Origin of the sequence: Methanolobus bombayensis, from assembly GCF_017873415.1 — an archaeon.
Classification (GTDB): domain Archaea; phylum Halobacteriota; class Methanosarcinia; order Methanosarcinales; family Methanosarcinaceae; genus Methanolobus; species Methanolobus bombayensis.
This window is the reverse complement of sequence record NZ_JAGGKD010000004.1, coordinates 148,925-160,942: the sequence shown is the minus strand read 5'-3', so window position 1 is coordinate 160,942 and position 12,018 is coordinate 148,925. Positions and strand designations below refer to the sequence as shown.

Here is a 12,018-nt window from a genome sequence, read left to right as displayed (position 1 = left end):
TGAGGAACAGAATGAGAATTGGTGTACTCGGGCTTAAAGGCTCATATTCAGAAAAGGCTGCAAAGCAGTGGATTGCCAGAAATGTACTGGAAGACGATAATAAGCTAAAACATTGCTCTGACATCCAGGATGTTTTTACCCTGCTGGAAAACAAAGAATGTGATATTGGTGTAGTGCCTCTGGAAAATTCGATCGAAGGGTCTGTAGGTGTTACTTTAGACTTGCTTCTGGAAAAAGATGTAAACATCATCGGTGAGACAATCGTAACAATAGAGCATTGCCTTCTTTCAAGAGGAAAGAAAGAAGAGATCAAAGTGATACTCTCACATCCACAGGGTCTTGGACAATGCCGTAACTTCCTGAAAAAGACTTTCCCGCTTGCAGAGCTGAGAACCACAGGAAGCACATCCCATGCTGCAAAGCTTGCAACGGAATTCGAGGAGATGGCTGCAATAGCTTCCCCGGAGACTGCAAATGTCTACAATCTGGATATTCTCATGCCTGATATTCAGGACAGAAAACATAATCATACACGTTTTGTTGTTATCACAGGTTCTAAGACTACAGAAAGCATAATCAAATCCCTGAGACAGGAAGATACATGCAGTCCTTACAAAACATCACTGATAGTTTATCTTGACCGTGACCGTCCTGGTGCACTTTATTCAATACTCGGAGAATTTGCAGAAAACAATATCAACCTTACAAGAATCGAATCAAGACCATCAAAGAAAGTATTGGGAGATTATGTTTTCTACATTGACCTTGAAGGTAACATAAGCGATGATATTATAAAAGATGCAATATATAACATAGGGTCAAGCGTAGGCATGCTGAAAATGCTTGGTTCGTATCCTGGATTCGATTCCAGTTGTGAATCCAATTAGAGATGATACAGGTCATTGGGAATTACCTTTCAGGAAAAGCGGTGCAATTATGGGTATGGACATCAGGAGTTTTGTTAAAAAACAGGAATCTGCACTGAAGAGATATCGCAGGTTATACAAAGTTCTGGATTTTCTCGGAACTGCTATTATTGTGTATTTACTTTTATTCTATTTCCGCGTTGATCAGATATTTCCATATCTAAGTAACTTTGAAGTCAGAGCCGGAACATCTTATGATATTCTTGGAACAAGCATTGCATTTGAAACTGTTGCATTGTCTTTAATAGCAGCTTTCTTCTCATTCATAATAACACTACTGCGTCATCGCAGAGATGATAGAACAAAGGCTATTCCCCTTATTGAGAAAAAGAATCCGCAATTGCAGGAAAGACTTAGTACTGCATATGATAATGCCCACGAGGATAACCTGATTGTTAAAGATCTTGTCAATTCGGTTTCTTCAAAGATCGCACTTATAGCATCATCAGCCCTGCTTATAAAAAGTAAACTTGTCATTGGAATTGTACTAATTCTGATATCCAGTACAGCAACAGTCTATGTTGTTGACCATGATGTACGCACCACTTTTTTCAATCAGGGAGAACTGGGCGATCTGGTAGATGACATACCAGGAATAGGAAATGGGGATGGTGGGGCAGGTGACGATGTCTTTGTTTTCGATGACGAAGGAAATGAAGATGATGCCGGATCAGGCACAGAGAACCTTACAGGAGAAACTGCATTAATTGTTGAAGATGGAAAAGAGGTTGATCTCACATTACCTGCAGGTTCAGGACTTGGTTTTGCAGAAGGAGATGAATCAGAAGAATCAGATACTGACTTTGATCAGTCATCACCTTATGAGAGAAGTATAATTTCATCCCAGACCTATAATGAGGAACTGCCTGAAGGCTATGAGACTATCATCAAGGAATACTTTGAGACAATGGCTGAAGCATAATCTATTCACATTGAAAATTTTACTTAAATTCCATTAATATATCATTAAATTCACAGGACAAAGACAAAGGAGATAACAGATGGCTAGTGAGATGAACTCAAGGGACCTGTCGCAAACATACAAAATGGCTGGCGATATGTTCGCAAGCCTTTTCAATGAGATAGGAAAAGTAGTTGTAGGCCAGAAAGATACAGTGGAACAGATCGTGGTCGCAATTCTCTGTAACGGACATGCACTTATAGAGAGTAACCCCGGTCTTGGAAAAACCCTTACAATTTCTACTATATCTCAGGCAATGGACCTGAATTTCAGCAGGATACAGTGTACACCTGATCTTATGCCTGCAGACATCACAGGAACCCAGATCATTGAGGAAACCGGCGGACACAAGGAATTCAAGTTCGAACCCGGACCGATTTTTGCAAACATTGTGCTTGCTGATGAAATAAACCGTGCGTCACCAAAGACACAATCTTCCCTGCTGGAAGCAATGCAGGAAAAACAGATCACTGTGGGAAATGATACTTACATACTTGAGCAGCCTTTTTTTATACTGGCAACCCAGAACCCGATAGAAATGGAAGGAACATTCCCGCTTCCTGAAGCTCAGCTTGACAGGTTCCTGCTCAAGATCCTTGTGGATTACCCGAGCTACGAAGACGAGATCGAGATCGTGAACCGCTATACAAAATCCATATCCCCAAGCGTCAATAAGGTTGTGAACAAGAACACACTCTTGGACCTTCAAAGACTCACAAGAGACGTGCCTGTTGCAGATGATATCAGGAACAGGGCAATCAAGATCGTTATGTTCACACGTATCAGCAGTGAGTTTATCGAATACGGTGCATCACCAAGAGCATCTATTGGTCTTATTCTTGCTGCAAAGGCAAGGGCACTTATTATGGGACGCAATTATGTAAGCGCAGAGGATATTGATGCTATGGCATATCCGATACTCAGACACCGGCTTGTGCTTACCTTTGAAGCTGAAAGAAGGGGTGTGAGCACCGACCAGGTTATCAAGAGCATACTTGAGAAGATAAAGTAAGGCAGTTTTGCCGTTAACCTACAAGGGCACTTGCAATGAGCGACAAGAGACATAATATAGATGTTGAGTTCTTCAGGCAGCTTGACCGCTTTACCTTCATGGTAAGAAAAAGAGTATCAACTGCATATGCAGGTAGCAGGCGTTCAATCCACAGTGGAAAAGGTCTGGACACAGTAGGCTACCGTGAGTATTACCATGGAGATGAGATAAAGTCCATTGACTGGAAAGCGTATGCAAGGTCTGAGAAACTCTATATCAGGCAGTTCGAGGAGGATAAATCCCTGACCACCCATATTTTGCTGGATTCCAGCAAGAGTATGGATTATACCGGAGGAGATGAGCCCAGTAAATTTGAATATGCCACTATGCTTGCCGCTGGCTTTGCATATCTTGTAACCAAGGACAACGATAAGTTTGCCATATCAACTTTTTCTGAGAATGTGGAATTCTCAAAGCCCAGAAGGGGAAGGAAATACCTGTTAAGAACTATCGAAAGGCTGGAAACAACCCCTATTGGTGGCAGGACCGATATCAACGAATGTACTATACAATATGGAAAAGCCATACATTCACGCTCACTTGTAATACTTATCTCTGATTTCCTGCAGAACCCTGAAGATATAGATTCAGCCATCTATCGTTTTTCAGATCATGATCTGATACTTGTACAGGTGCTTGACAGAAGCGAAAGCTCCCTTGAAATTCACGGACACAGCAGACTTATTGATCTTGAATCAGGAGAGAAACTTGACACTTATATCAGCGAAGATCTTAAAAGTGAATACCAGAAGAAACTCACCGACCATGTGAACCATATTGGAGACACGTGCAGCAGAGTCGGTGCAGAATTCTACACTTTTACCACTGATATCCCTATCTTCGATGCTTTCTTCCACACTATCAGCCGGAGGAAATGGTAATGCCTTTTGATAATCCGCTGGCATTGGGAGCACTGGCAAGTGTTATTCCGCTTATACTATTGTACCTGCTAAGACCGAAACCGCTTCAGGTACAGATTCCATCCCTGATGTTCCTCATGGATATAAAGGAAGAGAAAAAACGGTTCTATACATCCATTTCCAAACTTGTAAAGGACCCATTGTTCTTTATTCAGTTATTTATACTAATACTCCTTGCACTTGCTGCTGCCTCTCCTTATTTTGAGAGTCAGGAAGCCCTCAGTGGAGACCATACAGTTATTATCATAGACGGTTCGGCAAGTATGCAGACTGACAATCGGTTCGGTGAGGCAATATCAAAAGCAGAGGATTATGTAAGTAAAACCAACACAGTCATTCTTGCAGAGAGCACGCCTGTAACGATTATTGAAGAAGCAGGTTCACAGGCAACCTATGATGCACTGGACTCTATGGAAGCAAAAGCAACGGTTGCAGACCTGTCCAGTTCTATTTCAGCAGCTATGAGAATACTTACGGACCAGGGTGGAAATATAGTTGTGGTCTCTGATTTTGCAAGCTGGGACGGTGACGACCCGGTTAATTCCATGAAGCTTGCAGAATCATACGGACTTAATGTTCAGTTCCTCCTTGTTGGCAGGGAAGCCGATAACACAGGAATCATACAAGGGACCATTGAAGTTGAAGATGGAAGTTACACTTATAACGGGGTTATCAAGAACTATAGGAGCAGCAGGCAGATAGTGGATGTTGAGATCGAAAACCTGGACAGTGGGAAGACAAGCTCCACGTCACTCACGATACCTGCGAGATCAACAAAGCAGCTTCGTCTTACAAACCTTGGAACCGGAATCACAGAAGTCAGGATTCTTGATGATGACAGTCTGGAGGCTGACAACACTGCCTATATTTCAATTCCGAAAATCTCAGACAGGCAACTGCTCTTTGTGACCGATGAGGATACACTTCCTTCTAAAGTTGCACTTTCACTTATACCCACAATTAACGTAAAACAACTTGAAGGCGTACCGGATGACCTTACAGATTACAGTTTCGTGGTGATCGCCAATAAGGAAAGAGCACTGGCAAGCAACGAAATATCATCTCTTAGCAGTTATCTCAATAACGGCGGAAAAGCTGTATTTATTGCAGGTGAATCTCTGTCCTCTGAAAATGCAAAGACAGAACTTATTGAACTTCTTCCTGTAAAGCCGATATTAGTAGAGGATACTGATGGAGTTACCCTTGAAGTCGTTCAGGATACAAGACTCAGTGAGGACATCAAGTATGATGAAGTGGCAATGTACAGATTCCTTAATGTGACTCCAAGGATAGAATCTACAACACTTGTTGCAACAGAAGATAACACACCCATGCTGGTCTATGGACCTGTTGGAGACGGGACCTCGGTTTATTTGGGAATAAATGACATTGCTGGCGAGGATGCATGGAACAACTTCCATAATCTGCCGGAATATCCTGTCTTCTGGTCAAAGCTTGCCGGATGGCTTGGAGGTACCGGAAGTGTGCAGGATTATAATCTCAAGACAGGAACTGTTTCTGCACTTGCAAAAGAGCAGGAAATTCAAACCCCAAGTACAACGGATACAGTAAGCCGCGTACTCTACGATGAGGTCGGTGTTTACCAGGTAGCCGGAAAAGAGATAGCTGTGAACATCTACAACGACAAGGAATCTGATACTACACTTGAGGGTGATAATGTTATCGATCGTTCACAGGCTGATGACGAACCTGGTATTGTACGTGCAAGTTCGTATACCGCAAAGAATTACCTTGATACTTATATGATACTCATCGTGTTTGCACTGGTTGTACTGGAGCTGCTTATAATAAGAAAGAGAGGTGAGCTCTGATGGTAAGTTTTGAGAACCCGGAAATGTTCTGGCTGATAATACCCGTCCTTATTGCAGGACTTTATCTTCTGAAAAAGGGAACTAAAAAAGGGCTTATCATATCACGTATCATTGTTGCTATTTTACTGATCACTGCCCTGGCATCACCTTTCATACTGGTTGCAAGGGTGACTTCTGATGATAATCCGAATATTGTGATAATCTCCGATGAAACTGAAAGCATGGAAATATTCTCTAACGGTTCAGCATCTGACCTTTATGAAGCCCTGACTGCAAAGACACCGACATCACTGGTCCGTCTTACCGGAGACAGTACCGCAATTGGTGATGCCATTGTGCAGTATTCAACCGGCGATAACCAGATAGTGTTGGTTTCGGACGGAAACAGCAATACAGGAGAAGATGTGGAAAGTGCCCTGCAGTTTGCAAAGGAGATGGGTACTACTGTATACTATGTTCAGCCGGAAGTACAATACAACGACATAAGTGTTCAAATTGAAGGTGACAAGACAGTTGTACGCAACAATGAGAACCAGTTCAATATCGTTGTCACACAGGCAATGGAACAGGAGATAAGGTACACTTATGAATTGTACAGCGATGACACACTCATCAGTAGCCGTACCATTACACAGACAGAACGTACAAGGACAATACCAATAACACAGGTTCAATTCAATACTCTAGGAGCACATACACTGAGAGCTGAGATAACACCTTTAAGCTTTGATTATGATCCTATAAACAATGAATTCTACAAAGCTGTGTATGCAATCCCAAAACCAAAGATAAGGACCATTGGACTCGATACAAATTCACCTCTTGCAGACATTTTACTTAACCTCTATGATGTTTCAAGAACCGGAGAACTTGCCAATATTGATAGCCTCAAGGCAATAATTATCGATAATACTCATGCAAACACTTTCAGCGAAAGTGAAGTGGAAGAGATGAAAAGCTTCCTCAACGATGGAAAAGGTATTGTTGTAGTTGGTGGGGACAGTTCATACAACTTCGGAGACTATCTGAATTCATCCATTGAAGAGATACTTCCTATACGCTCTGAACCAACTGACTGGACAGGCGGGAGAAGCATTGTGCTTGTTCTGGATCTTTCAGGTAGTGTTGGCGGTTCTGATGTTGCTATCAACACAACAGGAAAACAGATCGATGAACAGAGAACTGAGATACTTTCAATGGCTAATAGTATAATTGACAATGAAGACCTGAGAGATTCAGATCTGGCAGTTGTTACTTTTACCGATAGCGTATATGATACATCAAAAGGATTCATAACTCTGTCCAACCAGAATGACAGAGAAAACTTAATGGATACTGTTTCATTGCTTATGCCACAGCTTACTGATAAATCACGTCTTGATGAGGCTCTTGTACTTGCTGAAGAAGAACTGAACCAGAAAGGAGGGAAATCCCTGGTAGTCATCATTTCAGACGGAGGTATTGGGTCTGATATATATGAGAACAGTGTGGGAACTGCATCCAGAATGCATGACAATGGAGTGGATTTCATATTCGTTCATAAATATTCAACTGCAAGTTTCCAAAAAGATGATAATGGAGATTATTACGCCGAGTTATTAATATCTGCAATTGGTCAGACCGATGGATACTATCGAACTGAAGAGGGAACTTTCAGTGTAGATATTGATTTTGGAACTGCTGATGAAGATGAACCTGATTTTGAAGAAGAGACAGATATGGGAGAATTCCCTCTTATAGAACTTAACTCCAGGCATTTCATCACAAAGAATATTGACATTGAAGGCAGTGTCACAGGTTATAACGATGTAACACCTAAAGCAGGGGCTGACAGACTCATTATAACAAGCACAGGTAAACCAATACTCACTACATGGAGATACGGACTGGGAAGAGTGGCCGCCATAACTACCGATAACGGATTAGGAAGTAACAATATGTGGGGTACGGAGCTGTATTCCGGCAACAATTCTAAACTGATATCCTCAACTGTTAACTGGGTCATTGGTAATCCAATTGAGGAAAGTGGAGCTGTTGTTGATGCACCTGACACATGGTATGGCACTCCAGTGACAATTGAACTTACCATGTACGATGAAGGCATCCCTACCTTGAAACTTGACGGTGATGAACTGGACCTTTCACTGACCGGAACTAATGTTTACGAAGCTGTTATCGAACCTGAACCTATAGGAATGCACTATCTTTCAGGTTATCCGGTTGCAGTGAACTATGCAGTTGAATACAGAAATATGGGAATAAATGAAGGAATGCCCGGCCTTATCACCGCAAATGGTGGCAGCATATATACTTCAGTAACTGAAGCAAGATCAGGTATATTCCAGGAGGCGCAGGAGAATTCTGAAAAACTGGTAAAGGACAGTGTCAGCCAGAAGATCTACTTCCTGCTTGCTGCCCTTATTATATTCCTTGGTGAAGTGACCGTTAGAAGATTTAAAGAGATAAAGGAAATGAAAGAGCAGGAAAAAGAAATGAAACTTAAAAGCTAAATTTCTGCTGGCATTTCTTTTTTCTTAAACCAACCTCAACCACCTAAACCGTAAGCTTCAAGGACATATCTTTTCAATATCTTAAACGGAGTGTATCTTATGAAAGTCAGCATTATAGGCGGAGCTACCGGCAGTGGCAAGACCACGCTAATTCTTAAACTTGCAAAACATCTCAATTTCCGGGGAGAGAAGATAGGTGTCATAGTTCAGGAAACAGGTGAAGTGGATTATGATGAAAGAACACTGAGTGAACTTGGAATAAAGACAAGAGAAGTAAACAGCGTTTGCATACCATGCTCCCTTGACACCGATATCAGGAGTAATCTCCTTACAATACAGGAAGAATTCGATCCGGACACGGTCTTCATTGAAACCGAGGAAACAGTGCTTCCTCACAAACTGAAAGCTGACCTTGAAAGGATGGAACTGGCGGATGTGGAACTTCTGCCTTCTGTTGTACTCGTAGATTCACTTGAATTTGAAACAGAAGACGACCAGCTTACAGAATATACCAGGAAACAGACATCTGGTGCAGAAATTGTTTGTGTGGGAAAAGTCTGGATGGATGCTGATGAACATTCCAATGCTGTCAGGAATCTAATTGAAAAACTTAATCCTGAAGCAAAGATAGTTGAATATCCGGAAAATGATGATGAAAGTTTCCCGGCCAAATTGTTGGGATGATAATGTGATTCTGATTATTCCGACATATAATAAGATCTGACAGGTATTTTTCCAGCTTATCAAATCTGCTGGTTTCTTTTTTGAATAGTTATTATGCATTCCAATGTGTCTCAAACAATTTACTTCTGCATTTTATCTGATTCCAATAAAATATAAATTGGAGAGATTTCGAAAATGAAGGGTAATTGAGTAGCATAAAACAGTAAAATAACTGATAGTAATAATTACAAGAATAATTATGCAAAATTATATATAACATTGCATCTATCACGAACTAGTGCAGGAACAAAGCACATTACAATATCCAGAGGAGATAAAATGAACAAAAAGAATTATGGACCAAACACCCTGGCACTGCATGCAGGTCAGGAACCTGATCCTGTAACAGGGTCACGTGCGGTACCGATCTACCAGACAGCATCGTACACTTTTAAGGATTCAGAACATGCAGCCAATCTTTTCGGACTGAAGGAATCCGGTAACATTTATACCAGGCTCATGAACCCTACCACTGATGTACTTGAGAAAAGAGTTGCTGCCATCGAAGGTGGCACCGGTGCGCTTGCAGTTTCCTCTGGAATGTCCGCCATCACTCTTGCAACACTGGGTTTGACCGGTCCGGGAGATGAGATCGTTGCAGCTGATAATCTCTATGGAGGAACATACCAGTTATTTAATAACACCTTCAAGAACTTTGCAAGAAAAGTGATTTTTGTGGATTCTACAAAGCCCGAAGAGTTCAGAAAAGTGATTACTGAAAAAACAAAGGCAATCTACACAGAGATAATAGGTAACCCGAAACTTGATGTGCCAAATCTTGAGGAAATTTCAAAAATAGCACATGAAGCAGGAATACCACTTATAGTTGACAATACGGTAGGTATCGGTATTGTAAGACCGATTGACCTTGGAGCTGATATTGTTGTACTTTCTGCAACCAAGTTCCTTGGAGGACACGGAACATCAATTGGTGGAATCATCGTTGATTCCGGAAAGTTCAACTGGGACAACGGAAAGTTCCCGGGACTCACAGAACCGGACCCAGGTTATCATGGGCTCAAATACTGGGAAACATTCGGTAATGTTCCTGAACTTGGCAACATCGCATTCATAATAAAGATGAGGGTACACCTGCTGCGTGATCTTGGACCGGCACTGAGTCCATTCAATTCATTCCTGCTCCTGCAGGGATTGGAAACACTCCCATTAAGGGTAGAAAGACACAGCAGTAATGCTCTTAAGGTTGCAGAGTTCCTGAATGAACACCCAGCTGTAGAATGGGTAAACTACCCGGGACTAAAGGACCATCCAAGTCATGAAATTGCAACTGAGTATCTGAAAGGAAAATACGGCGCAATTCTTGGCTTTGGAATCAAAGGCGGTCTTGAAGCGGGTAAAAAGTTCATTGATAGTGTTGAACTGCTATCACACCTTGCGAACATAGGTGATGCAAAGACACTTGTGATCCATCCGGCATCAACTACACATCAGCAGTTGAATTCTGAGGAAAGACAGGCAACAGGAGTTACAGATGACTTTATACGCATGTCTGTGGGACTGGAGGATGTGGAAGACCTGATAGCTGATATTGACCAGGCACTTAAAAGGTCTCAGGAACTATGAAGAAAGAATCTGTTGGAATAGTGGAGACTAAAGTCTTCAACCTGCCAGATGAACTGGTACTTGAAAGTGGAGATAAGCTCAGGGATGTACATGTTGCCTATGAAACATATGGTAAACTTAATCCTGAAAAAAGCAATGCTATCCTCATTTGCCATGCACTCACCGGTGATGCGCATGCAGCAGGTCTGCACAGTGGCGAAAGCAAAACCGGATGGTGGGATATACTGATAGGTCCCGGAAAGACCATAGATACTAACAGTTATTTCGTTATCTGTTCCAATGTACTGGGAGGATGCAAAGGCTCAACCGGACCATCATCAATAGACCCGGAAACCGGAAAGGAATATGGGACTTCTTTCCCTTTCATAACCATAAAAGACATGGTGAAAATTCAGAAAGAACTTGTGGACCACTTTGGCATAAATAAATTATTTGCTGTGATCGGTGGTTCCATGGGAGGAACCCAGGTTCTCCAGTGGTCAGTGACATATCCTGACAGCTTAAGCAAAGCCATAGTTATTGCAAGTACAGCTCGCTCTTCACCTCAGCAAATTGCATTCAATGAGGTTGCAAGGATGGCCATACTTTCCGATCCGGACTGGAATGGTGGTGACTATTATTCATGTTCAGCACCAATACACGGACTTGCACTGGCAAGAATGATCGGACATATAACATATCTCAGTGACGGAGCCATGCAGCAGAAATTCGGGAGAAAACTCCAGGATAAGAAGGATCTGGACTATAAACTTGATTTTGATTTCCAGGTCGAGAGCTATCTGCATTATCAGGGACTATCTTTCACAAAAAGATTTGATGCTAATTCCTATCTTTACATTACAAAAGCACTGGACTATTTTGACCTTGCAGTAAATGGTTCCCTGATAGAAGGGATGAAAAATGCAAGTGCGAAGTTCCTGATAATAGCTGTGAGTTCTGACTGGCTTTATCCACCTTATCAGTCAAAAGAAGTAGTTTCCGCATTGAGTGCCAATGAGATTGATGTAACTTACAGGGAGATCGAATCTAATTACGGACACGATGCTTTTCTGCTGGAATCAGGACAATTAGGTTACATTATCGGTAACTTCCTTTCCCATACAATAGTTTCTGATATCATGAAGCGAGAGATACAAACTATCAGTAACGGATTAAGTATTGAAGAAACGGCACAGGTGATGTTTGAGACAGGGATCACGCACCTGCCAGTTGTGGATGATGAAAATACCATCACAGGAATTGTGACCTCCTGGGATATTTCAAAAGCTGTTGCATTGAAATGCAGCTCACTTGACAGGATAATGACCAGGAAAGTAATATCAGTAAAAGGAAGCGAGAATATTGAAAGTGCTGCGAAGAAAATGGAACAGCACAATATTTCTGCTCTCCCAGTAGTTGATGATTCAAACAAGATCATAGGAATAGTCGGCAGCGAAGAGATCAACCGCCTTATTGGAAGTTCCGGATGATTTCTTTTTTTAGCTGAGCAGTACTTCTGTTTTTATACAGTA

General features: G+C 41.8%; 9 protein-coding genes. All 9 read left to right on the top strand.

What is annotated here, in order from left to right; genetic code table 11:
- The first annotated feature begins 11 nt into the window (after nucleotides 1-11).
- The 9 genes from pheA (at nucleotide 12) to metX (ending at nucleotide 11,976) form a co-directional block, all read left to right on the top strand.
- On the top strand, nucleotides 12-887 hold the full coding sequence (gene pheA, locus J2746_RS06395) for a prephenate dehydratase (protein ID WP_209617959.1): 876 nt from the start codon (nucleotides 12-14) through the stop codon (nucleotides 885-887).
- Complete coding sequence (locus J2746_RS06390) at nucleotides 874-1,848, top strand: DUF7502 family protein (protein ID WP_209617956.1); 975 nt, start codon at nucleotides 874-876, stop codon at nucleotides 1,846-1,848. Before pheA ends, J2746_RS06390 begins: the two co-directional genes overlap by 14 nt.
- A 79-nt stretch (nucleotides 1,849-1,927) precedes the next feature.
- A complete protein-coding gene (locus J2746_RS06385) occupies nucleotides 1,928-2,899 on the top strand; it encodes an AAA family ATPase (RefSeq protein ID WP_209617953.1) in 972 nt (323 codons plus the stop codon).
- Between the two features lie 35 nt (nucleotides 2,900-2,934).
- Nucleotides 2,935-3,819, top strand: a complete 885-nt coding sequence (locus tag J2746_RS06380) for a DUF58 domain-containing protein (RefSeq protein WP_209617951.1) — start codon at nucleotides 2,935-2,937, stop codon at nucleotides 3,817-3,819.
- Entirely contained in the window at nucleotides 3,819-5,690 is a 1,872-nt protein-coding gene (locus J2746_RS06375; RefSeq protein WP_209617948.1) for a vWA domain-containing protein, read from the top strand. Before J2746_RS06380 ends, J2746_RS06375 begins: the two co-directional genes overlap by 1 nt.
- Nucleotides 5,690-8,200 (top strand): VWA domain-containing protein, encoded by a 2,511-nt coding sequence (locus J2746_RS06370; protein WP_209617946.1) that lies wholly within the window; start codon nucleotides 5,690-5,692, stop codon nucleotides 8,198-8,200. Before J2746_RS06375 ends, J2746_RS06370 begins: the two co-directional genes overlap by 1 nt.
- A 99-nt stretch (nucleotides 8,201-8,299) precedes the next feature.
- Nucleotides 8,300-8,884: a GTP-binding protein gene (locus J2746_RS06365; protein ID WP_209617930.1), complete on the top strand. Its 585-nt coding sequence runs from the start codon at nucleotides 8,300-8,302 to the stop codon at nucleotides 8,882-8,884.
- Between the two features lie 318 nt (nucleotides 8,885-9,202).
- The gene (locus tag J2746_RS06360; protein ID WP_209617927.1) at nucleotides 9,203-10,507 is read left to right on the top strand and encodes an O-acetylhomoserine aminocarboxypropyltransferase/cysteine synthase family protein; all 1,305 of its coding nucleotides are present in this window, start codon (nucleotides 9,203-9,205) and stop codon (nucleotides 10,505-10,507) included.
- Nucleotides 10,504-11,976, top strand: a complete 1,473-nt coding sequence (gene metX, locus J2746_RS06355; protein ID WP_209617924.1) for a homoserine O-acetyltransferase MetX — start codon at nucleotides 10,504-10,506, stop codon at nucleotides 11,974-11,976. The genes J2746_RS06360 and metX overlap by 4 nt, the downstream gene beginning before the upstream one ends.
- Nucleotides 11,977-12,018 lie beyond the last annotated feature (42 nt).